The following is a 23,264-nucleotide window of genomic DNA, read 5'->3' on the forward strand; positions in this document are numbered from 1 at the left end:
AATTAAAACTCTCTTCTAGCACACATGATTTCGGCGCTACACACTGTTTTGCCGTCAACTTTAGCTTCAGCCGCAAATTTCCATATGTTACGACGCTCTTTTAAAAACTTAACATGAAGATGCATGGTATCACCTGGCACAACCGGCTGCTTAAAACGAGCATTGTCTACGGCTGCAAATAGATAAAGTTCGTTTTCACTACGATTTTCAACCGTTTTAAACCCTAATAGGCCAGTTGCTTGTGCCATTGACTCTAATATTAGCACACCAGGAAAAATCGGCTGGTTTGGGAAATGGCCGGTGAAAATGGGTTCATTAATCGATACATTTTTAATTGCATGTAACGATTCACCAGGGGTGAAATCTATAACGCGATCAATCAGTAGCATCGGGTAACGGTGCGGTAATAAACTTAAAATTTCTTGAATATCAAGGCTATTTAATTCGTTTGCCAAAATAGCATCCTTATTAGTGTTCAACGTTCATGACTTATTCAATGCTTCAAGCGCTTTTAGACGTGACTTCATGTCTGAAAGGTTACGCAAATGAGCAATTGACTTTCGCCATTCTTTGTTAGTCGTATGAGGCATACCGGATGAGTAAATACCCGGTTCGGTGATTGATTTAGTCACCATACTCATACCAGTAATTATAACACCATCACATACAGACATGTGACCGTTAATTGCGGTCATGCCGCCAATCTGGCAATTTTTACCTATGCTGACACTGCCTGCAAGTACAGTACAACCGGCAATTGCAGTGCCTGACTGAACTTCAACGTTGTGTGCTATTTGACACTGATTATCAATAATAACGTTACTGTGAATAATAGTATCATCGAGTGCACCACGATCTATGGTGGTGCTTGCACCAATTTCGACTTTATCGCCAATGATCACTGAGCCTAGTTGTGGAATTTTAAGCCACTGACCACGTTCATTCGCATAACCAAAACCGTCGCTGCCAATAACAGTATTCGCTTGAAATAAACAGTCTGCGCCAATCTCAACATCATGATAAACGCTCACACTTGACCATAGTTTGGTGCCTGAGCCTATTTTAACACGTTCACCAATAAAACTGTTCGGACCAATTTGTACGTTATCGCCAATCACAGCGTCAGCTTCAATTACAACATTCGCGCCTATGGCTGCGCTTTTACTGACTTGCGCACTGGCATGTATAACCGCACTTGGGTGTATACCACTAATGGCACTACGTGGCGTGGTATCCATTAACTGAGCGAGTTTGGCGTAATTCACATACGGATTGGCGACGATGATTTTGTTGCCTGAAAAATAAGGCGCATCCTCAGGACTCAGTATCACAGCACTGGCTTGTGTTGTTTCAAGCTGAGAGCGATATTTCTTGTTCGCTAAAAATGCAATATGCCCAGTCTGGGCATTTGCAAGTGTTGCTATTTTTTTAATTTCTAAAGCGCCATCACCTTGTAGCTCGGCGCTTAGAAGTTCCGCAATTTGCGAAAGCGTATAATTTTGCATAGATTAATTATTTCTTACTTACAGCGTCTACAACTTTTTCAGAAAGATCAGTTACTTCTTTAGGGTTAAAGTAAATTGTTGTGTCTTTTACTTTAACTTCGTCGAAGTCGCCTTTTTTAGCAATCTCTTGGATTGTTTCAATGATTAGAGTCTGAACTTTAGCCAACTCTTGATTTTGGCGTGATTTAATTTCTTGCTCTAGAGGACGACCTTTTTCAGCAAGATTTTTTTGCATACCTTGAATTTTATCACGTAATGCGTCTTTTTGGTCTTGACTCATTGTAGTGCTTTCACGCTTAAACTTTTCAGCTTCAAAGCGAATGTCACCTTGTAACTTTTCAAGCTCTTGACGACGCTCTGCAAACTCAGTTTGCAGAGACTGTTCAATTTTAGCCATTTGTGGAAGCTGCTTGTAGATTTCTTGCATATCTACAATACCCACTTTATGAGCAAAAGCGTTAACTGATGTACCCATCATAAGTGTAGCTAAAACGGCAACTGCTGTTGATTTGAATAATTTTTTCACAATAAACTCCTTTAGAAAGTGTTACTAATATTAAAACTGATGGTCTTGGTATCGTCATCTTCTTCTTTTTGCAACGGATACGCAAAGCTGATCAGCATCGGACCCATAGGTGAGATCCACTGTAATGATAAACCGGTTGCAACCCTAAAGCGCATTGGGTCTGAGTAGTCATCTAATTTTGCACGCTCATCAATCCCTAAGTTTTGATAGCGATCAACACTGAATTCGGTATCCCATACGTTGGCAGCGTCAACAAAGAAACTCGTTCGCACTGAACTAGTATTTTCTTCATCTAAGAATGGAGTAGGTACAATAAGCTCCATACCTGCCACTGCTTTAGCATTACCACCAATACGACCTTGTGGTATTAGCACGTCAAACTCTGACGCCCCACCAATGTTGCCTGTGGTTGTGCCATCACCTGATGGCGTACCTGGTATTGATTGCGGTATACGCGAAACAGCACGCGGTAAAATGGTATTTCTATCAAAGCCACGTAATTCCATTTCAGTGATACGGAAGTATTCTTGGAACGGTAAAGTTTGATCATAGCCATTGGTAGAGCCATAACCATTACCATAACCTAATGCAGCACGCGTTGAGAAAACCCAACGATGATCGTTAGAAATCGGCCAGTAAAAACGCGAGTCATAATTTAATTTAAAGTACTGTAAATCAGAGTTTGGCGTTGTGGCTGTTAAGTTTAATGTTTGTCGTGAACCTGCCGTTGGGAATAAACCACGGTTAACTGTAACTCGTGACCAACCAACACTTAGCTCGTACTTTGTAAATTCAAAGCCCGCATCTGGATTTTCTGGATCTAAGAAGGTTTCACGTAGTACACGTGTTTGCTCATATTCAGCAATATCTGACAATTGTTCTTCTATCCAACGTGCGCCAAAATTAATACGGTTAATGGCATCAATTGGGAAACCAATGTTTGTCCCTAACCCATAACTTTTTGACTTATAGTCAATCAAGCTAAACTGACTGGCATCGTAGTTACTGTAAAAAATACTGCTGCCCTGCGATACGCCATCCGGCGTAAAGTAAGGGTCGGTATACGATACACTGACACGCTCAGAGCCGCGTGAAGTATTAATATTAAAGCCAATTTGGTTACCTGTGCCTAAAAAGTTAGACTCGGTTACACCAATATTAAACTGCAGACCTAAGTATGAGCCATAGGCAAGACCCGCATTAAAGCTGCCCGCTGATTGCTCTTTAACAGTAAAGTCAACGTCCACTTGGTCATCAACACCTGGAACTGGCACTACATTAAAATCAACGGTTTCCATATAAGGTAAACGTTGAATTTGTAGTTTAGAACGCTCTAGGTTTTGGTTAGATAACCATGCACCTTCAAGCTGTGTCATTTCACGGCGCAGTACTTCATCAGCCGTGTTTTGGTTACCACCTACAATAATTCGACGAACATACACACGCTTGCCTGGGTCAACCGACAGAGTCAATTGTACTTCTTGGTTCTCGTCATCAATTTCTGGAATCGTACGTACTTCAGCATTGGCGTAACCAAAACGCGCCAAGTAGCTTTTGATAAATTCTTCTGATGAGGTAACCACTGATCCGTTATAAAGCTCGCCTGTGCGCAGTGGAATAACACTTTTTATTAATTCTTCACGACCAAGTAAATCACCGATGAAATCAAAGCCTTTCACTTTGTATTTAACGCCTTCGGTAATATTTGCCGTTACATAAACAGACTCACGTTCAGGGCTAACTGATACTTGAGTTGAGTCAATATTAAAGCGTAAATAGCCACGGTCTAAATAAAAGCTGCGAATTTTTTCTAAATCGCCTTCAATGGTTTGTTTTTGATAGCGGTCGCTACCCATAAACTGCCACCATGGTAAGTCTTGCTGCGACTCAACTAGTTGCAATAACTCTTCGTTTGAGAAAAGCTCATTACCCACTAAGTTAATTTGACGAATGGAGGCTGCATCGCCCTCGTCAAACTCAAGTCTTAATTTAACCCGATTACGTGGTAATTTAGTGACACTGATATCCACTTTTGCATTGTATTTACCAATACTGTGAAAAAATTCAATCAGGCCTTTTTCGATATTATCGATTACCGTTTTATCAAGCGGCTCGCCTTGGCGAATATCTTGTTGATCGAGTGACTGATTTAACTGCTCATCTTTTATGTCTTTATTGCCTTCAAATTCAATAAAGCTAATGGTTGGACGCTCAGTTACTTTAAAAATAACGTTATTACCATCACGTAACGCTTTTATATTGTCAAAGTGACCAGAGCGATAAAGTGACTTAATTGTTTTTGAAATTGTATATTCATCAACATTGTCGCCCACGTTAATAGGAATATGCGTTAATGCAGCACCAAGTGCGACACGTTGCAATCCCTCAACTTTTAAATCTTCAACAATAAAGGAGTTTTGGCCTAGGGCTGCAAAGCTTGCACCCAATAAACTTGAAACTACCAAATGTTTTTTTATAGCCATTTTATTATCTTTATCCTTTACAACTGTATTACCGCTTAGCATCGAAAATTAAATATTTAAGAGCTTTACAATCGTGTTCTAATTTGTCGTTACCACGCTTACATAACTACAAGCGCGATACATCATTGAACAAAGCGAAACATGTTAGAAAAATGAGTAGCAAGGCTCCCACTTTAAAACCAAACTCTTGTGTCTTTTCAGAGACTGGCTTTTTACGAAAAAGTTCAATTATGTAATACATTAAGTGCCCACCATCAAGCACTGGCAGAGGAAGTAAATTAAATACTCCCAAGTTAACGCTTATCAAAGCTAAAAAGCTTAAAAATGTGACTAATCCATAACTAACACTGGTGCCGGCGCCTACGGCTATGCCGACGGGTCCACTTAGGTTTTTAACCGACACTTGGCCTGTTATTAAGTTACCTATCATGTCAAAACTCAGCGTAATTAAACGCCATGTTTCTTTTGTGCCCAGCACAATACTATCTAGTGGCCCATAATGTCTAGTCTCTACAAAATCATCCGGCCACTGCTCTACAACGGGAGCAACACCCAAAAAGCCTTGCTCTATGCCATTACTGACGACCCGGCTCTTTGGAGTAACTGTTATTGTTTTTATACTATCTTGTCTTTTTACACTAAATTGTAAGGATTTGTTAGCCGATTGAGTAATAAGATTAACTAATTGCTGCCAACTGCTCATTGTTTCACCATTCACAGCTAAAATAACGTCGTTAACCTGTAAATTAGCCTGTTCAGCAGCTGAGTTTTTAGTAATAGCAGCAATAACCAAGGTTGCCTGAGGACGAAACGGTACAATACCTAACGAACTGAGCGGCGGTACATCTTGTTGATCAAGCTTCCAACCATCTAGGTTAAGCGTTTGCACTGTTTGCTGATAATTTTCGTTACGTAAGGTTACGGCAACGCTTTTATCACCTAAATGAGACATCAAAGAAAAGGTCGCATCTTGCCAATTACTTATGTCGTCATCACCAATTTTAATAATTTGCTGGGTTGGCATAATACCGGCCTGTTCAGCTCGACTGCCTTCAACAACACTACCCACAACTGGTTTTATGGTTTGCACACCTACCATGTACATCACCGCTAAAGCAAAAATAGCGAACAAAAAGTTCGCCATCGGCCCTGCTGCCACAATGGCTATGCGGGCTTGAACTGATTTAGCATTAAACGATAAATGACGTTGATTGGCAGGCACTTCATCAACACGCTCGTCGAGCATTTTCACGTATCCGCCCAGCGGGATTGCCGCAATAACGTACTCAGTATTATATTTATCGTGCCATTTTAGTAAGGGTTTACCAAAACCAATTGAAAAGCGCAGTACCTTTACACCCGCTTTACGCGCAACCCAAAAATGACCATATTCATGAACGGTCACTAGAATGCCTAGTGCGAGTATAAACGAACCTAAATTCCAAAAAAAATCGAACATATCAATGCACCACTTTTGTTATAAACTGCGCAGCGCTGATGCGTGCTAAACGGTCACACTCTAAAATTTCATCGAGAGTTTTCGCATCAGTAAATTGTGCGGCGTCTAGCGTTTGCGCATTCACTTTATAAATATCCGTAAACCCAATCTGCCCCTGTAAAAACGCATTAACTGCAATCTCATTAGCCGCATTAACGGTGGTGGTGGCTCCTTGGCCTGCATCACAGGCTGCAATTGCAAGCTTTAAATTGGGGTAACGTGAGAAATCAGGTTTGGTAAACGAAAAATCACAAATATCAGAAAATTTTAACGGCTTGACACCCGCATCAATGCGCTCTGGATACGCAAGTGCATGCGCTATCGGGGTGCGCATATCAGGGTTACCCATTTGCGCTAAAATAGAGCCATCTTGGTATTGCACCATAGAATGGATAATACTTTGAGGATGAATCACCACATCAATATCGCTTGCATCACAGTTAAATAACCATTTAGCCTCAATAAACTCTAAGCCTTTGTTCATCATCGTAGCTGAGTCTACTGATATTTTTTGCCCCATAGACCAATTAGGATGAGCAACCGCTTCACTGACGCTAACGGTGTTAAGGGTATTGATATCACGATTTAAAAACGGGCCACCTGAGCCAGTTAATAAAATTTTGCTAACCCCATGTTGCCCAAGCTTTGCTTGCCCTTGGGTATTTTGTAACGCACTAGGTAAACACTGAAAAATAGCATTATGCTCGCTGTCGATGGGTAATAAAGTTGCTTGATGCTTTTTAACTTTATCAATGAATAACTGACCCGACATCACCAGTGACTCTTTGTTGGCAAGCAATACTTTTTTGCCCGCTTCAACAGCGCTCAAAGTAGGTAGTAATCCGGCTGCACCGACAATCGCTGACATAACCGTATCAACATCACCATGAGCACAGAGCTCACTCATGGCTTTCTCGCCATGCATTACTTGCGTTTTACTCTCATGCTTTAAAAGCGCAGAAAGCTGCTTAGCCGCCGATTCAGATGCCATTACAGCATAACGAGGCTGGTGAGCTATACACAGTTCAGCCATTTTTTTTGCATTTTGTCCTGCGGTCAATGCAAAAACTTTAAATTGCTGTTGGTTTCTTGCAACAACATCTAACGTGCTAAGACCTATCGACCCCGTCGCACCCAAAATAACCAGTTGTTGCACAGCACTCATAAGCGAAGCGTCCAAGCAAAGCAAATAACAAACATCGGTGCTGCCGCAGTTAAACTATCAATACGGTCTAAAATACCACCGTGTCCTGGTAAGCAACTACCGCTATCTTTAAGTCCCGCTTCGCGCTTAAACATACTCTCAAGTAAATCACCTACCGCAGAAAACAAAGCAATAAACGCTGTCATAACTGCATAAATAGGCCATACAGAGGTATCAACGTTAGTGTAATAACAAAAAGCCAGTACAAATAACACCGCAGCAACCACACCACCTGCGAGGCCTTCTATGGTTTTATTTGGACTAACTTTAGGCATTAACTTATGTTTACCAAAACTTTTACCTGTAAAGTAAGCGCCTATATCGGCACTCCATACAATACCTAATACAACTAAAATGAGCATAGAGCCATAGTGAGTAGATTCCGTATATTGCGCACTACGCAGTGTGTTAAGTGCAAGCCATAGCGGTACTAAGGTCAACAAACCAGCAATGCCGCGCATCACAAGCCCTTCGTTCCACCCTTTCGCCATAGCAGGGTAACGCCACACTAAATAACTGGCTACCAACCACCAAGAAAACGACAAGGTAAATAAGTAATTAGCATCGCCTACAAGTTGACCATCTTGCCATAGAGTCTCTATAGGCCAATGCAAATTGAGTAACCCTAGTAATACTGCCACTAATAACACAAAGGCGCCACGTTTTAGCTTATCGCATAGTCCCATAAAGGCAGACCATTCCCACGCGCCCATTAATACAATAGCACCCGCAAAATAACTAAATAACGTTAGTGGGGTGTAAAAAACCAAAGCCAGTGCTAATGGCGCTAGCACTAGTGAGGTTAAAATACGTTGTTTTAACAAAATGATGACCCTTAATCTATTTTAGGTTTGAGCGAGTAATTGTTTTATTTGTTCGCCCGTGCAACCAAAACGTCGCTCTCTGGCAACGTAACATGCAATGGCCTCTGCAAAAGCAGCTTCATTAAAATCAGGCCAAAGTGTATTTGTGAAATAAAGTTCAGCGTAGGCTGCCTGCCAAAGTAAAAAGTTACTAATTCTGACATCGCCACCGGTACGGATCAATAAATCAGGCTGAGCTTGATCTGCCATACTCATATGCTGTGCAATATGTTCTTCTGTAATATCTGCTGGGTCAATTTCTCCATTCGCTACTTGTAAAGCAACTTGCTTAGCAGCGTGAGTCATATCCCAGCGACCACCGTAATTTGCCGCAACATTTAAGTGCAGCCCGGTATTGTTCGCTGTTAGTTCTTGAGCTGTATGTACTTTAGCGCGCAAGCTTTCAGAGAATCGAGATAAATCTCCAATGATGGTTAGTTTTACATTATTTTTATGCAGCTTTTTAACTTCTTTACTCAGTACAAATAAAAAAAGCTCCATAAGTGTATTTACTTCGTCTTCAGGGCGGCGCCAGTTTTCACTACTAAAAGCAAATAAGGTTAACGATTGTATTCCTAATTTAGTACAAAACTGCACGGATTGACGAACTGCATCCACGCCTTTTTTATGCCCATATACACGAGGTCTATTTCTAGCTTGTGCCCAACGCCCGTTCCCATCCATGATGATGGCAACATGTTTAGGTAAACATTGCTGTGAAATTGTATCAGCGTCTAGAACCATAAATTTTGTGTATTCCATAAAAAAACGCCGCCTAGTATACCCCAGACGGCGTTTCAAAACTAATAATTTTAACCTGTACCCGTGATAATAAATCTACATAAAGCAAATAATTATACAGCTAACAACCTTGTATTTACTGATAATCGAGCCAATAGCAAAGAGTAAACACAATCTGTTACCCTTTAAAATCACACAATTAAAGTTAAGTGCGAAGGCATATAAACAACGACTTAGTTACTTTAGTAAAGCTGTTAATCCGAGCCTAGATTAGCAATTAGATTTCCATCAACTCAGCTTCTTTCGCTGTTAGTTGCGTATCCATTTCTTTGATAAACTTATCAGTGATTTTTTGGATAGCATCTTCAGCTTGACGCGCTTCATCTTCAGAGATGTCTTTATCTTTTAATAAGTTTTTAATATCGCCATTTGCATCACGACGAATGTTACGAATAGCAACACGACCGCCTTCTACTTCACCACGTACGATTTTAATTAAATCTTTACGACGTTCTTCAGTCAATGGAGGAAGTGGTACACGGATCACTGTGCCTGCAGACATTGGATTTAAACCAAGGTCAGATGCCATAATCGCTTTTTCAACAGCTTGCGCTAATGACTTATCAAATACACCAATAGCCAATGTACGTGAGTCTTCAATTGTTACATTTGCAACTTGGTTTAACGGTGTTGGTGCGCCGTAGTACGACACCATGATGCCGTCTAAAATTGCAGGATGAGCACGGCCAGTACGAATTTTAGATAATTGACTACCAAGTGCTGCTACACTTTTTTGCATGCGCGCTTGCGCATCTTTTTGAATATCGTTAATCACGGTTTAATCCTAATCTAGTTACTAACTTCATCTGAGGCTTGTGAAGAAATAAGGGTTCCTTCTTCTTCACCCATTATTACGCGTTTTAATGCGCCTGATTTATTCATATTAAATACGCTCAATGGCATATTATGGTCGCGAGCTAATGTAAATGCCGCTAAATCCATTACTTTTAGTTCTTTATCAATAATTTCATTGTAGCTTAAGTGACGGTAAAGTGTCGCATCTGGGTTTTTAACCGGATCATCGCTAAATACACCATCTACTTTGGTTGCTTTAATTACTGTGTCAGCTTCAATTTCAATGCCACGTAAACACGCTGCAGAGTCAGTTGTAAAGAACGGGTTACCCGTACCGGCTGCAAAAATAACAACACGACCTGTTTTTAATAAGCTAATGGCTTCTGCCCAGTTATACGCATCACATACGCCATTTAAAGGAATGGCTGACATTAAACGACAATTTACAAATGCACGGTGCAACGCATCACGCATAGCAAGACCATTCATGACGGTTGCAAGCATACCCATGTGGTCGCCAACAACGCGGTTCATACCCGCTTCGGCTAGTGAGCCTCCACGTAAAAAGTTACCGCCACCAATAACTAAACCCACTTCTACGTCGAGTTCTACGAGCTCTTTAATTTCTTGTGCCATACGATCTAAAACTTTAGGGTCGATGCCGAAGCCTTCGTCTCCCATTAAAGCTTCACCACTTAATTTGAGAAGAACACGTCTAAAAATAGGTTTGCGATTGATAGTCATAGTTTTGGGGCCAACTTTTATTGAATTATGGATAAAAAATAACCGCGCTTATGTTAAACATAAAAGCGCGGTTATTTTAAAGAATTTCTAAGCGTGACGCAAAAGCAAATAGTACTTTAATTGCATCTATTTTCCTTTGGCATCACAAATAGCTAATCTTACTTAGCTTTAGCAGCTGCAATTTGAGCAGCAACTTCAGCAGCAAAATCTTCTTCTTTCTTCTCGATACCTGCACCAACTTCCATACGTACAAAGCCAGTAACTGTTGCGTTTTTCTCTTTAAGAATTTCGCCAACAGACTTTTTAGGTTCCATGATGAAAGCTTGACCAGTAAGAGAAACCTCACCAGTGAATTTTTTCATACGACCAACAACCATCTTCTCAGCGATTTCAGCAGGCTTGCCTTCATTCATCGCGATGTCGATTTGTACTTGCTTTTCTTTTTCAACAACATCAGCAGGTACGTCATCTGGTGTTAAGTAGTCTGGGTTTGAAGCAGCAACGTGCATTGCAACGTGCTTAAGTGTTTCTTCATCAGCAACACCTGCAACAACAACACCAATACGCTCGCCGTGACGGTACTCAACTAGTTGCTCACCAGTGATGTACTGAAGACGACGTACATTGATGTTTTCACCAATTTTAGTTACTAGCTCAACACGATCTTCTTCAAACTTAGCTTGTAAGTCTTCGATAGATGAAGTGTCAGCGATAGCAGCATCTGCAACTTTATTAGCAAATGCTAAGAAGCTTGCATCTTTAGCTACGAAGTCAGTTTGACAGTTAACTTCTACAAGTACTGCAACACCCGCGTTTTGCTTGATGATGATAGTACCTTCAGCAGCGATGTTACCTGCTTTTTTAGCAGCCTTTGCAGCACCGCTCTTACGCATGTTTTCAATCGCTAACTCGATGTCACCATCAGTCTCAGTTAACGCTTTTTTACAATCCATCATGCCAGCGCCAGTACGCTCGCGTAATTCTTTAACTAGGGCAGTAGTTACAGCCATTAGTAAATCCTCAAATCTGAAATCAGGTTTAGATAAGCGGGTTACCCGCTCCACAAGAATAGCAAGTCTTCACCTTTAAAAGATGAAGACTTGATGACAGCTAATTACTCAGCTTCTACGAAGTCATCTTTTTCAGCTTGAGCAACGATGTTACTCTCACGGCCTTCAGTGATCGCAGCTGCAACAGCACTAGTGTAAAGGTTGATTGCACGGATAGCATCATCGTTACCAGGTACGATGTAATCAACACCGTCTGGGTTAGAGTTAGTATCAACGATTGCAACAACTGGGATACCTAGGTTGTTAGCTTCACGGATAGCAATGTGCTCGTGGTCAGCATCGATTACAAAGATAGCGTCTGGAAGGCCACCCATGTTTTTAATACCACCAAGGCTTTTTTCAAGCTTGTCCATTTCACGAGTAAGCATTAACGCTTCTTTCTTAGTTAACTTCTCGAAAGTACCGTCTTGGCTTTGAGCTTCAAGGTCTTTAAGACGCTTGATTGATTGACGAACTGTTTTCCAGTTAGTCAACATGCCGCCTAACCAACGGTGGTTAACGAAGAATTGATCGCTTTGTAAAGCAGCTTCTTTTACTGCTTCGCTTGCTGCGCGCTTTGTACCAACGAAAAGAACTTTACCTTTGTTTGCAGCAGCACCAGATAAAAACTTAAGTGCAGTGTTGAACATTGGTACAGTTTGCTCAAGGTTGATGATATGTACACGGTTACGTGCGCCGAAGATGAAAGGTTTCATCTTAGGGTTCCAGTAACGTGCTTGGTGACCAAAGTGAACACCAGCTTGAAGCATATCGCGCATTGAAACGTTTGCCATTTTGTAAATCCTCTAAGTTGTTTAGGGTTAGGCCTCCACATATCCCATAGCACCAACACCGCAGTTAAATGAAACTGAAATGCACCCAAGTGTATGTGACGATACGTGTGTGTGTTAAAATAAAATTGTGTTTGCCTTAAATACAAAAAATCATTTAAGAATTTATTTGTAAAAAGACGGCGCGCTTTATACCATATTAAAATTAAATACTCAACGTCTCGTGCAAAAATTGTGCGACGATAATCATCTAAAAACGCAACTTTGGAGCCTCAATGAGCGCTGTGATTAAGACCCCTGAAGAAATCGAGAAAATGCGTGTAGCCGGCCGTTTGGCTGCTGATGTGCTAGAAATGATCGAACCACATGTGGTACCAGGTATCACCACCGATGAGCTAAATACAATTTGTCATGATTATATTGTTAATGTGCAAGATGCCGTTCCTGCTCCTCTTAATTATCATGGTTTTCCAAAATCAATTTGTACCTCGGTAAATCATGTAATTTGTCACGGAATTCCGAACGACAAAGCATTAAAAGACGGTGACAGTGTCAATATTGACATTACTGTTATTAAAGATGGTTACCATGGTGATACTTCAAAAATGTTCCATGTTGGCACACCTAACATTCAAGGCAAACGCCTTGCAGAAGTGACTCAAGAAAGTCTTTACCTTGCCATTAAAATGGTAAAACCGGGTGTTCGCCTTGGTGATATTGGTGCAGCTATTCAAAAATATGCAGAGAGCTTTAATTACTCTATCGTACGTGAATACTGCGGGCACGGTATTGGCAGTGAATTTCATGAAGAACCACAGGTAATGCACTACGGAAAACCAGGTACAGGCGAAACATTAAAAGCCGGTATGTGTTTAACAATCGAGCCCATGGTCAATGCAGGCAAACGCCAATGTAAATTACTAAAAGACGACTGGACTGTGGTAACAAAAGACCGTAGTTTATCAGCTCAGTGGGAACATACCTTACTGGTAACTGAAAATGGTGTTGAAATTTTAACACTACGATCAGATGATACTATCGATAGAATCATCGAGCACTAATAGTAGTGTGTGCTTAATCATAGTAATAACAGGCTTTAGCCTGCGTACAGATTAAGTGGTTTGCTGCAAAGGGAAATAACATGATTTATTCCCTTTGCAGCAAACACAGTATAAAAATAACTTAATCCAAGACTTATAATGCAGTCCATATATAGGAGCCAGCCTAAGTGGCATTACCTAACAAAGTAAAAAAGTTGCTCAATGATGCTCAGCAACTTAGCGAATACCGCGATTGCTCCGCCTATTTTTATAAATGGTTGCATAATGAATTCTCAAAACAACCCGTTGGTAATCTAATAAACGCCCGTGCAGAATTTATAGACCGGTTACTGATTAAACTCTTTCATGTTTTCGATTTAGCCCACGAGCCAGATCTCGCTTTAATTGCTGTAGGAGGTTATGGTCGCGGTGAACTTCATCCCTACTCCGACATTGACTTTTTACTGCTTGTTACCCAGCAACCCAATGACGATATTTGCGAAAAAATTGGCCAGTTTGTCACTATGCTATGGGATCTTAATTTAGAAATAGGTCACAGTGTACGCACCATTGAACAAGCCATAGAGCAAAAACGTGAAGATGTTACCTTTGCCACCAGCCTACTAGAAAGCCGATTAATTTTCGGCAACCATATTGAATTCGAAAAGCTCAAAAGTCACCTCATCGAAAGGCCTGTATGGGGCTCTGGAGAGTTCTTTGTTGCAAAAGTACAAGAGCAAAATTTACGCCATAAAAAATGTCATGGTACGGCTTATAATCTAGAGCCTAATATAAAAGAAAATCCAGGCGGGCTGCGCGATTTACAAACCATTATTTGGGTTGCAAAAAAACACTTTAGAGCCGAAACCCTGCAAGAGCTGATAAATCACGGCTACCTAACTCACGAAGAATACCAAGAACTGTTAGAGTGCCTTGAAAATTTATGGAATATTCGCTTTGCTTTGCATTTAGCCGCGGGTCGCTCAGAAAACCGTTTATTGTTTGATCACCAGCCGCAAGCGGCTGAAATTTTGGGTTTTGGTAGTGATGGAAAAGCCTCTGTTGAGCGCATGATGAAACGCTTGTTCAGAATAATGAGCCGGGTGCGTGAACTTAATCAAATGCTACTTTCGTACTTTGAGCAAAGTATTTCGCCAGACAGCAGCCAAGCCACCGTTGAAGAGCTTGACCGCAATTTTGAACGCGTGGGCCATCAAATTCGGGTAAAAAGTCCGTCAGTATTTTTTAGGCGTGACCAACTTTTTGTATTATTTGAGCACATTGCTGATCACCCAGAAATTACCCATATATACCCAAGTACCATTCGAACTATCCGCCAAGTACGTCGTCGCTTATTAGGTGACTTACAAGATTATGCCGCGTGCCGCGAAGCTTTTTTACGCATTATAAAGCACCCTAACGGCATGGGCCGTGCGTTTACGCTGATGCATAAGCACGGCATGATTGCGGCTTACCTTCCGCAGTGGCGCAATATTTTTGGCCAAATGCAGTTTGATTTGTTTCATGCCTATACCGTAGATGAACATACCCATAAATTAATTAATAATATTTACCAATACTTCGATAAAACCAGCATTAGTGACTTTCCAATTTGCAGTGAAATAGTTACGCGCATGGATAAACCCGAATTACTGTATTTGGCTGGTATTTTTCATGATATTGCTAAGGGGCGTGGTGGCGATCACTCAGAGCTGGGCGCTGTTGATGCCATAGCGTTTTCAAAGCTGCATGGCTTTGCCTCTTCAGATGGTAAGCTCATAGCGTGGTTGGTAAGCAACCACTTACTTATGTCGGTAACTGCGCAACGTAAAGATATTAACGACCCCGATGTAATAAAAGATTTTGCATCGCGAGTAAAAACCGAACGCCAACTCGATTACCTCTATTGTTTAACCGTGGCTGATATTCGAGCCACCAATGACAACCTATGGAATGACTGGAAAAACACGCTGCTGCGCGAGCTTTATTTGCACACACAGCGCGCCTTGCGCCTCGGGCTTGAAAACCCAATGGATCAACGCGACCAAATTCGTGATAAAAAGCACCAAGCTAAGCAACGCCTGCTTAATTTGCATTATCACGAGGAGCAAATTGACTTAATTTGGAGCCGTTTTAAAGCAAATTACTTTACCGCTTTTAGTGAGCAACAAATTTCTTGGCATACTGAGCACTTACTCAAGTGCACTGATTTAAGCCAGCCCAGTGTTATCGTTTCTAATAAAGCGATGCATGGCGGTACCCAAGTGTTTGCTTATAGCCCCTATTCAGGTGCTCTCTTTGCTCGACTGGTAAGTGTTATTGGCTCTAAAAAAGCGCAAATTCAGCACGCCCAAGTACTGACCACCAAAGATGGCTACGTACTGTTCAACTTTGTTATTTTAGAAGTTAACGGCGATCCGATTGCCAGTAGCCGCGCACAATCGATTAAACGCGGATTAGAGCAAGCGCTTCATGATCCACGTAAAAAAATACGCTTTAAAAAGAGCCGATCACAGCGTTTTAAAGACTTTAATATTAAACCTAAAATTGTACTGCGCCCGCACCCTCGTAAGGATCGTAGCTTAATAGAAATTCAAGCGGTTGATATACCTGGACTATTAACTAAAATAGCCGAGGTTTTTCAAGCTTACTTACTCCACATACATGCCGCACGTATTACCACGGTAGGCGAACGTGCAGAAGATTTCTTTGTGGTATCAAATAACGAATATCAAGCGCTGACTGATGAAGAGCAAGCAAAAATTCATCAGGCATTACGTAAAAAACTCAACGCCGAAATTGAATAAGAGGACACTATGTCAGATTTAAAAACCATGATTGAAAATGCGTGGGATAACCGCGACAGCATTAGCCCTGCTACAGTATCAAGCGATGTTAAACAAGCGATTATAGATGCGCTTGAGCTATTAGATAGCGGCGCTGCTCGCGTTGCAGAGAAAATTTCAGGCGAATGGGTTGTTCACCAGTGGCTTAAAAAAGCAGTACTACTTTCATTTAGAATTCGTGAAAATCAGCCAATGAACGACGGCGTAAACCAATTTTACGATAAAGTACCGCTTAAATTTAGCGACTACACGCCGGAGCAATTTCAGCAAGGCGGCATGCGTGTCGTACCCAACGCCGTTGCTCGTAAAGGCAGCTTTGTAGGTAAAAATGTCGTATTAATGCCATCGTACGTAAACATAGGTGCATTTGTTGACGATGGCACCATGGTTGATACATGGGCGACAGTGGGCTCATGTGCTCAAATTGGCAAGAACGTACACTTATCTGGCGGCGTAGGCATAGGCGGCGTTTTAGAGCCGTTACAAGCGAATCCTACCATCATTGAAGACAACTGTTTTATTGGCGCACGTTCAGAAATTGTTGAAGGCGTAATTGTTGAAGAAGGCGCCGTTATTTCAATGGGGGTTTACATTAGCCAAAGTACCCGTATTTACGACCGTGAAACCGGTGAAATTCACTATGGCCGTGTGCCTGCCGGCGCTGTTGTGGTTCCAGGTGCACTGCCTTCAAAAGATGGCAGCCATAGCTTGTATGCGGCTATTATTGTGAAAAAAGTAGATAAACAAACTCGCGAAAAAGTGGGCATTAATGCCCTACTGCGCTCGATTGATGAGTAATACGGTGCTTGGGTTGAGTGAAACGAAACCCAACGATACTTTTAAAGTTAAGTACGTTAGCTAAACTTTAATTGAATCTTTAAAAGCCTTAAACCCTTCTGGGTTTAAGGCTTTTTTGTTTTTTAGCTATAGCAGATAGCCACATCGTTGAGTATGCTCATCGCAATTGCGTTGCTTTGTTAGATGCCTACAACTATAGTGAATTAACGCATAGTTCGATTGTCGAGGTTAAGTTGTTGCGGCTTTTTGTAATAAGTTGGTTGATATTATTATGTTCAAAACACGTCTTTGCTAATGACTTCAATACCTTTGAAAAAAAATTAGACGAAGCCGAAGATTATCTTACTGTTAATCCAGCTCAATCTATTACTATTTTAGAAAACCTCACAGGGTTACAACTCATGCCACCAGAATTATTTATCCGCTGGCACCTTATCTATGCCCGTACAGCAGTACCTACAAGTCACTATGACGAGCTTTATACATCGATTGACGCAATATTTCAGCATCATCAAACTGATTATTTCAAACAAAAACTGACCACCATTATGAGTGCCTTGGGAATATGGCTTCGCCATGCAGAATATTTAGACGATGCCCAGTACTCATTTAAATGTGCTTACAAATATGCGCAAAACGATCGTCAACGCTTAACGCTCACCAACAGTATGGCATTGGTTGCTCGCTCGCAAGATGACTTTGCAAAAGCGCGTGCCTTGTACCTTGATAGCCATAAAATCACCACACAATTACAGCTTCCCAATGTAACTGCACTGATAGAGAGTAACTTAGGTTATTTAGCCCTAGATGAGGGCAATATACCCGAAGCTGAGCGCTATTTTAGAAGTGCATTAAGTAATAACCAAAACATTGATAAACGCGCGGGGCAAATCTCAACCGGGCTTAATTTATTAATGGTTTTTTTGATTCAAGAGCAGCAAATTAATTTTGAGCGACTCTATAGCCCAACGGCCACATTAACCCATGCCTTTCCCAACGAAGCGAAACAAGCATTACTTTTTTGGCTTGAAATAGGCTACAAAAATTTGACTGGGGGTTTTATAAGCCAAAAAGACAAACAACAGTTACAAACTGCGTATGAGCAATTAGAAAGCGATAAAATGAAACAACTGGTCGCGCGCTATTTAGCCAACAAGCTAGATGTAGCTGTAACCTTACCCGCCCCTATTGTCGCTAAGGACTTTACCAGCCCTTGGTTTGAGCTGGTAAAGCAATGTGATTGGAAACGCTAAGACTCGATTTAGTCCTTAGCCTATATAAAGCTATACCCCTCTAAAATAAATACTTTAATACTCTCACATCAACTTTCTCTTACTTTCTTTTTTAAAACCAAGCTGCTGTAAATATTAACTTTAATTTAAAAAAATGACATTTTTAAGCTGCAAAATTAGCCAACCCTAGTGAATTTATAATAAGGTAGTCAGGCATACTTGAAAGTTAGCAATTAATATTAAGGATTAATATGACAAAAACTGCTTTACGCTCAACCATTTTGCTACCTGTATTTTTGCCCGCAGTATTTATTATTCTACTTTTGGTGATTGGTACAAGTAGTAACCCTGAACTCGCTGGTCAGGCATTTAGTGTTGCCCTTGCGTGGATAACAGAAACCTTTGGCTGGTTTTATATGTTGTCTGTCGCTATTTTCTTGGTATTTATTGTCTCGGTCGCGGCTTCTAGTTGGGGGAATATAAAATTAGGCCCTGATCATGCAGAGCCACAATACAGCTTTGGTGAATGGTTTGCCATGCTCTTTTCTGCCGGTTATGGCGTGGCACTGCTTTATTTTGGTGTTGCTGAACCTGTGCTGCATTACGCATCCCCGCCATCGGGGGCGGCTGAAACCGTTGATGCCGCCAAGCAGGCAATGCAAATTGCCTTTTTCCATTGGGGATTTCATATTTGGGCTATCTATGGAATTGTTGGTTTAGTGCTTGCTTATTTTGCATTTCGCCATGGCTTACCACTGTCTATTCGCTCTGCCTTGTATCCACTTATTGGCGATAAAATTTATGGCCCAATCGGCCATACTGTGGATGTATTTGCCATATTAGGTACTTTATTTGGTATTGCCACTACACTAGGGCTTTCGGTGACTCAAATAAATGCTGGCCTACATTACTTATGGCCAAACATCCCTATTAATACCACAGTGCAAATTACGGCCATTGCCGTAATTACTGCAGCAGCAACACTCTCAGTGGTGGCCGGTATGGATAAAGGGGTCAAGCGATTATCAATTGTGAATATGACCTTAGCGGTTTCACTAATGGCTTTTGTGTTTTTCATTGGCCCGACTATCCATATTTTAGAATCATTTTTACAAAATACCGGCAGCTACCTAAGCGGTATTGTTGAGCGTACTTTTAATTTACAAGCTTATAGTCGCAGTGATTGGATTGGTAACTGGACTTTATTTATATTTGGCTGGACGATTGCGTGGGCACCGTTTGTGGGTATGTTCATCGCAAAAATTAGCCGTGGTAGAACCATCCGACAATTTGTTGTTGGGGTAATGTTAGTTCCCACTATTTTTACCTTTTTATGGTTTTCAGTCTTTGGTGATACGGCACTTAACTTAATTATGAATGAGGGGTTTGATACGCTTATTGGCGATGTACAAGCAAATCATGCCGTCGCATTATTTCAATTATTTGAAGTGTTACCACTGTCATTTTTCATTTCACTGCTCACTGTCATTTTGATCATAACTTTTTTTGTTACATCATCTGATTCAGGCTCTTTAGTCATTGATTCACTCGCCTCTGGAGGAAGCATTAATACGCCGGCTTGGCAACGCGTGTTTTGGGCGGTACTTGAAGGTGCTGTGGCGGCTGTTTTATTAGTGGCAGGCGGACTAAGTGCGCTGCAAACCATGACCATAGCCAGTGCCTTACCCTTTGCTATTATTATGCTAATTGCCACGGCGGGGCTTTGGCGAGCTCTAAAAATTGAAGCCCATCGAGACACCAGCTTGCAAGCACATACACTTAATAGCCGCAACATTAACTTGTCTCACTGGAAGCGTCGTTTAGCGGCTATGGTCAATTACCCTAATAAAGAAAAAGTACATACTTTTATTGGTAGCGTGGTAGTTGAGGCAATGAAAGCCGTACAAGCAGAATTGAAATCTAGACAATGGCATGCAGTGGTAGAATTTGATACGGATTTAGGCCGCGCTCATTTAACGGTACTGCGCCATGAACATGTGGATTTTGTTTATGATATTCGCCTTACCGAGCATCCTATGCCAAGCTTTGCTTACTCAGAGCTAAAGCCTGATAACAACGATGCTGAAAAGTATTATAAGGCCGACGTGTTTTTACGTCGTGGTGGTCTGTCATACGATGTTTATGGCTACACTGAAGATGATATTGTGAAAGATATTCTCGACCAATTTGAAAACTACTTACACTTTCTAGGTAATAGCCCAGGCGAACTTCCTTGGGATATGGCCGAACATGATGACATGTTAAATACCGATAAAGCTTAACGGATACAGCCAGTATTGGTAAAAACGGTAATTAAAAATAAAAAAGGCACTGTAAAGTGCCTTTTTATTTACTCAAATATAATTACAGCGCGTTAAATACATCGTCTGTTTTAGCGGCACAAATAAAATCGTTTTTATGCAAACCTTTAATTGAATGGCTCCACCAAGTAACAGTTACTTTACCCCATTCGGTTAATAGACCAGGGTGATGGCCTTCGTCTTCAGCCATATCGCCAACTTTATTAGTAAATGCAATGGCCTGCTTAAAGTTTTTAAACTTATAAACGCGCTCTAATTGCATAATACCGTCGCGTACTTCCGGCACCCAATCAGGGATTTTTTTAATTAATTCAGCCAATTCTGCATCTGATACTTTTGGAGCATCTGCATGACAGGCTTCACATTTTTGTTCACTTAATGAAGACATTTTAAATCCTTAATTCTAGTGTTACTTTTATTAAAAAACTAACTAGCTAATTTTTCTTTTGGGGGAAATTTCGGCTCGTGTAAACCAAGCGCCTTAGCTTGCTCAACTAAAGTCATTATATCCATTTGCGATATTTCAAACAGATCATGAATCGAATTAATGGTGTAGTACAGCGGCTGCATAATATCAATACGGTATGGCGTGCGCAGCACATCTAACACATTCATTGGATTAATTTCTGGTGTATCAGAGTACACGTATTGGGTTTCTCCTGGGCTTGATAAAATACCGCCCCCGTAAATACGTAATCCTTTTTCAGTTTGCATCAAACCAAATTCGACCGTAAACCAATACATGCGCGCTAAATAAACGCGGTCTTTTTTCTCTGCCGCGTAACCTAGTTGCCCGTACTTATGCGTAAATTCAGCAAAGTCAGGATTTGTTAGCATGGCACAGTGGCCGAATATTTCATGAAAAATATCGGGCTCTTGTAAATAATCAAATTCTTCACGGCTACGAATAAACGTAGCAACAGGAAACTGCTTGTTGGCCAGTAGTCTAAAAAACTCATCAAAGTCGATAAGTGCAGGTACAGGTGCTACTTGCCAACCTGTTGTTGCCAATAACACTTCGTTTAGCTCACTTAGCTGTGGAATACGATCATGCGGTAGGTTAATTTTTTTTAACCCTTCCATGTACTCGTCACAGGCTTTGCCTTCAATGCACGCAAGTTGGCGTGCTACAAGCTCAGACCAAATTTTATTTTCTTCATCGCTCCAATGTATAACGCCATTTTCATCTGGTGTTTTAGAGGTGTAATTACTTGCTTTAGCCATAAATACCTTCTTTGGGTTTAAACCCTAAATCGGTGTCAAAATAATAGCCACATGCTCGGCTATTCGATGTAGCCATACTATGCAAAAGTGAACAAAAGTTTAATAGCTTGACTCAGATCAATACTTTCGCAGAACGCGCATATCGTAAACTTATAATTACATCAGAGCAAAGATAAAAACACACCCTATATTTAACAGCCCTTACAGATCGAAATCTCTGTAAATAATAAATTACACCTTACGATATTTTAGTAAATGCTTGGTTGAGATCGTTAATAATATCATTAACATCTTCAAGCCCAACAGATAAGCGAATTAAACCATCACTAATTCCGGCTGCTAATCTTTCTTCGGGTGTGTAAGGCGAATGGGTCATCGATGCAGGGTGTTGAATAAGTGTTTCGGCATCGCCTAAGCTAACCGCTAAAGTACATAGCTTCATGCTATCAATAAACTGCTCACCGTCGGTTAAACTCCCTTTAATTTCAAAAGCAATAACACCGCCAGCAGCTTTCATTTGCTTACCAATAAACCGATGACCTGGGTGCGACTTCAGTCCAGGATAGTACACTTTACTCACTTGAGGGTGAGCCTCTAAATATTCAGCAATCGTTTGCGCACTCTGGCAATGACGCTCTACCCGTATAGCTAATGTTTTTAAACCTCGGTTAATTAACCATGCATCGTGTGGGCTAATCGTCGCGCCTATATCTTTTAACACCGTCATTTTAATATGTGTAATGTGCTCAAGGGATCCACACACAATACCTGCGACTACATCGCCGTGACCATTTAAATACTTGGTAGCACTGTGCATAATAATATCGATGCCGTATTGTTTAGGTGACTGTAGCAGCGGCGTTAAAAAGGTATTGTCGACCACACTTATTAAATTATGCCGTTTTGCTACATCACCAATAAGTGCTAAATCAATAACGGCCATCGTTGGGTTTATCGGGGTTTCTGCAAATATCATTTTTGAGTTTGGCTTTATTGCAGCACGTAACTCATCTTCATTGGTCATATCCACAAAGGTGACTTCAATGCCCCAACGCGGCAACATATGCGCAAAAAAAGCAAAGGTGCAACCATAAAGCGCACTTGATGCAACTAAGTGATCGCCTTGTGATAAAAAGCTCAGTACTGAAGCCGATACCGCTCCCATACCTGTAGCCGTTGCCGCTGCAGCCTCACAGCCCTCTAATTGCGCCACTTTTTGTTCAAGTTCAGTGGTGGTAGGGTTACCCAAACGCGTATAAATATAACCGGGCTCATCGCCAGCAAACCGTGCAGCACCTTGGGCGGCATTTTCAAAATGAAATGTCGATGTTTGGTATAATGGCGAGGTTAATGCGCCATGGGGATCATTGGCTTTTTGTGGACCATGGATACATTGGGTGTGTGGATGATGCTTGCTCATTATGTGCTCTCGTTTTTATTATGTGTGTCAATTACATAAATAAAACGCACCGCACTTTAAATCACAAGCATGCCGGATGCTCAGATGGCTATTTGTGCAAACTTTACTCAAAAAGCTGTACACA

General features: G+C 41.1%; 20 protein-coding genes. 5 read left to right on the forward strand and 15 right to left on the reverse strand.

All coding sequences use genetic code 11. The features are described 5' to 3' along the window. Positions 1 to 2 precede the first annotated feature (2 nt). From fabZ to rpsB, 12 genes are all read right to left on the reverse strand, one after another. Entirely contained in the window at positions 3 to 455 is a 453-nt protein-coding gene (gene fabZ, locus PTET_RS10710; RefSeq protein ID WP_008110974.1) for a 3-hydroxyacyl-ACP dehydratase FabZ, read from the reverse strand. A gap of 27 nt (positions 456 to 482) precedes the next feature. Continuing rightward, a complete protein-coding gene (lpxD, locus tag PTET_RS10715; protein WP_013465423.1) occupies positions 483 to 1,505 on the reverse strand; it encodes a UDP-3-O-(3-hydroxymyristoyl)glucosamine N-acyltransferase in 1,023 nt (340 codons plus the stop codon). A gap of 7 nt (positions 1,506 to 1,512) precedes the next feature. Next, positions 1,513 to 2,031 carry an OmpH family outer membrane protein gene (locus PTET_RS10720; RefSeq protein WP_008467513.1) on the reverse strand — a complete coding sequence of 173 codons (519 nt, stop codon included), beginning with the start codon at positions 2,029 to 2,031 and terminating at the stop codon, positions 1,513 to 1,515. A gap of 11 nt (positions 2,032 to 2,042) precedes the next feature. Continuing rightward, the gene (bamA, locus tag PTET_RS10725; protein ID WP_058155514.1) at positions 2,043 to 4,514 is read right to left on the reverse strand and encodes an outer membrane protein assembly factor BamA; all 2,472 of its coding nucleotides are present in this window, start codon (positions 4,512 to 4,514) and stop codon (positions 2,043 to 2,045) included. A 106-nt stretch (positions 4,515 to 4,620) separates the two neighbouring features. Further along, positions 4,621 to 5,973, reverse strand: a complete 1,353-nt coding sequence (gene rseP, locus PTET_RS10730) for a sigma E protease regulator RseP (protein WP_096038621.1) — start codon at positions 5,971 to 5,973, stop codon at positions 4,621 to 4,623. Position 5,974: 1 nt separating this feature from the next. Beyond that, positions 5,975 to 7,177: a 1-deoxy-D-xylulose-5-phosphate reductoisomerase gene (gene ispC, locus PTET_RS10735; RefSeq protein WP_096038622.1), complete on the reverse strand. Its 1,203-nt coding sequence runs from the start codon at positions 7,175 to 7,177 to the stop codon at positions 5,975 to 5,977. Next, positions 7,174 to 8,040, reverse strand: a complete 867-nt coding sequence (locus tag PTET_RS10740; protein WP_096038623.1) for a phosphatidate cytidylyltransferase — start codon at positions 8,038 to 8,040, stop codon at positions 7,174 to 7,176. Before PTET_RS10740 ends, ispC begins: the two co-directional genes overlap by 4 nt. 21 nt (positions 8,041 to 8,061) lie before the next feature. Continuing rightward, positions 8,062 to 8,841: an isoprenyl transferase gene (locus PTET_RS10745; protein ID WP_008110986.1), complete on the reverse strand. Its 780-nt coding sequence runs from the start codon at positions 8,839 to 8,841 to the stop codon at positions 8,062 to 8,064. 256 nt (positions 8,842 to 9,097) lie between these two features. Beyond that, positions 9,098 to 9,619: a ribosome recycling factor gene (gene frr / locus PTET_RS10750; RefSeq protein WP_013465428.1), complete on the reverse strand. Its 522-nt coding sequence runs from the start codon at positions 9,617 to 9,619 to the stop codon at positions 9,098 to 9,100. A gap of 50 nt (positions 9,620 to 9,669) precedes the next feature. Next, the gene (gene pyrH / locus PTET_RS10755; protein ID WP_016899281.1) at positions 9,670 to 10,419 is read right to left on the reverse strand and encodes a UMP kinase; all 750 of its coding nucleotides are present in this window, start codon (positions 10,417 to 10,419) and stop codon (positions 9,670 to 9,672) included. A gap of 158 nt (positions 10,420 to 10,577) precedes the next feature. After that, positions 10,578 to 11,429, reverse strand: a complete 852-nt coding sequence (tsf, locus tag PTET_RS10760; protein ID WP_013465429.1) for a translation elongation factor Ts — start codon at positions 11,427 to 11,429, stop codon at positions 10,578 to 10,580. A 104-nt stretch (positions 11,430 to 11,533) separates the two neighbouring features. Beyond that, positions 11,534 to 12,262: a 30S ribosomal protein S2 gene (gene rpsB / locus PTET_RS10765; protein WP_013465430.1), complete on the reverse strand. Its 729-nt coding sequence runs from the start codon at positions 12,260 to 12,262 to the stop codon at positions 11,534 to 11,536. A gap of 272 nt (positions 12,263 to 12,534) precedes the next feature. Here rpsB and map point away from each other — a divergent pair, with 272 nt between their 5' ends. The 5 genes from map to PTET_RS10790 all read left to right on the forward strand — a co-directional run bounded on the left by map (position 12,535) and on the right by PTET_RS10790 (position 20,457). Next, entirely contained in the window at positions 12,535 to 13,320 is a 786-nt protein-coding gene (gene map, locus PTET_RS10770) for a type I methionyl aminopeptidase (protein ID WP_008467527.1), read from the forward strand. Positions 13,321 to 13,487: 167 nt separating this feature from the next. Beyond that, the gene (gene glnD / locus PTET_RS10775; RefSeq protein ID WP_016899280.1) at positions 13,488 to 16,106 is read left to right on the forward strand and encodes a [protein-PII] uridylyltransferase; all 2,619 of its coding nucleotides are present in this window, start codon (positions 13,488 to 13,490) and stop codon (positions 16,104 to 16,106) included. Between the two features lie 9 nt (positions 16,107 to 16,115). Next, positions 16,116 to 16,943 carry a 2,3,4,5-tetrahydropyridine-2,6-dicarboxylate N-succinyltransferase gene (dapD, locus tag PTET_RS10780; protein ID WP_013465432.1) on the forward strand — a complete coding sequence of 276 codons (828 nt, stop codon included), beginning with the start codon at positions 16,116 to 16,118 and terminating at the stop codon, positions 16,941 to 16,943. A 236-nt stretch (positions 16,944 to 17,179) separates the two neighbouring features. Further along, on the forward strand, positions 17,180 to 18,196 hold the full coding sequence (locus PTET_RS10785; RefSeq protein ID WP_058155040.1) for a tetratricopeptide repeat protein: 1,017 nt from the start codon (positions 17,180 to 17,182) through the stop codon (positions 18,194 to 18,196). Positions 18,197 to 18,426: 230 nt separating this feature from the next. Continuing rightward, positions 18,427 to 20,457: a BCCT family transporter gene (locus tag PTET_RS10790; protein WP_096038624.1), complete on the forward strand. Its 2,031-nt coding sequence runs from the start codon at positions 18,427 to 18,429 to the stop codon at positions 20,455 to 20,457. Positions 20,458 to 20,539: 82 nt separating this feature from the next. Here the strand turns inward: PTET_RS10790 and PTET_RS10795 are convergent, their stop codons facing one another. From PTET_RS10795 to megL, 3 genes are all read right to left on the reverse strand, one after another. Continuing rightward, entirely contained in the window at positions 20,540 to 20,884 is a 345-nt protein-coding gene (locus tag PTET_RS10795; protein WP_013465435.1) for a 4a-hydroxytetrahydrobiopterin dehydratase, read from the reverse strand. Between the two features lie 38 nt (positions 20,885 to 20,922). Further along, entirely contained in the window at positions 20,923 to 21,720 is a 798-nt protein-coding gene (gene phhA / locus PTET_RS10800) for a phenylalanine 4-monooxygenase (protein WP_013465436.1), read from the reverse strand. Between the two features lie 238 nt (positions 21,721 to 21,958). Next, positions 21,959 to 23,140 (reverse strand): methionine gamma-lyase, encoded by a 1,182-nt coding sequence (gene megL, locus PTET_RS10805; protein WP_024601802.1) that lies wholly within the window; start codon positions 23,138 to 23,140, stop codon positions 21,959 to 21,961. Positions 23,141 to 23,264: the final 124 nt, after the last annotated feature.

The organism is Pseudoalteromonas tetraodonis (assembly GCF_002310835.1).
GTDB classification, from domain to species: domain Bacteria; phylum Pseudomonadota; class Gammaproteobacteria; order Enterobacterales; family Alteromonadaceae; genus Pseudoalteromonas; species Pseudoalteromonas tetraodonis.

Bases quoted from the DNA above. Each gene is read 5' to 3' on its own strand.
- lpxD (WP_013465423.1), bottom strand. From the start codon at position 1,505: ATGCAAAATTATACGCTTTCGCAAATTGCGGAACTTCTAAGCGCCGAG.
- bamA (WP_058155514.1), bottom strand. From the start codon at position 4,514: ATGGCTATAAAAAAACATTTGGTAGTTTCAAGTTTATTGGGTGCAAGC.
- rseP (WP_096038621.1), bottom strand. From the start codon at position 5,973: ATGTTCGATTTTTTTTGGAATTTAGGTTCGTTTATACTCGCACTAGGC.
- ispC (WP_096038622.1), bottom strand. From the start codon at position 7,177: ATGAGTGCTGTGCAACAACTGGTTATTTTGGGTGCGACGGGGTCGATA.
- PTET_RS10745 (WP_008110986.1), bottom strand. From the start codon at position 8,841: ATGGAATACACAAAATTTATGGTTCTAGACGCTGATACAATTTCACAG.
- frr (WP_013465428.1), bottom strand. From the start codon at position 9,619: ATGCAAAAAAGTGTAGCAGCACTTGGTAGTCAATTATCTAAAATTCGT.
- pyrH (WP_016899281.1), bottom strand. From the start codon at position 10,419: ATGACTATCAATCGCAAACCTATTTTTAGACGTGTTCTTCTCAAATTA.
- tsf (WP_013465429.1), bottom strand. From the start codon at position 11,429: ATGGCTGTAACTACTGCCCTAGTTAAAGAATTACGCGAGCGTACTGGC.
- rpsB (WP_013465430.1), bottom strand. From the start codon at position 12,262: ATGGCAAACGTTTCAATGCGCGATATGCTTCAAGCTGGTGTTCACTTT.
- map (WP_008467527.1), top strand. From the start codon at position 12,535: ATGAGCGCTGTGATTAAGACCCCTGAAGAAATCGAGAAAATGCGTGTA.
- dapD (WP_013465432.1), top strand. From the start codon at position 16,116: ATGTCAGATTTAAAAACCATGATTGAAAATGCGTGGGATAACCGCGAC.
- PTET_RS10790 (WP_096038624.1), top strand. From the start codon at position 18,427: ATGACAAAAACTGCTTTACGCTCAACCATTTTGCTACCTGTATTTTTG.
- PTET_RS10795 (WP_013465435.1), bottom strand. From the start codon at position 20,884: ATGTCTTCATTAAGTGAACAAAAATGTGAAGCCTGTCATGCAGATGCT.
- phhA (WP_013465436.1), bottom strand. From the start codon at position 21,720: ATGGCTAAAGCAAGTAATTACACCTCTAAAACACCAGATGAAAATGGC.
- megL (WP_024601802.1), bottom strand. From the start codon at position 23,140: ATGAGCAAGCATCATCCACACACCCAATGTATCCATGGTCCACAAAAA.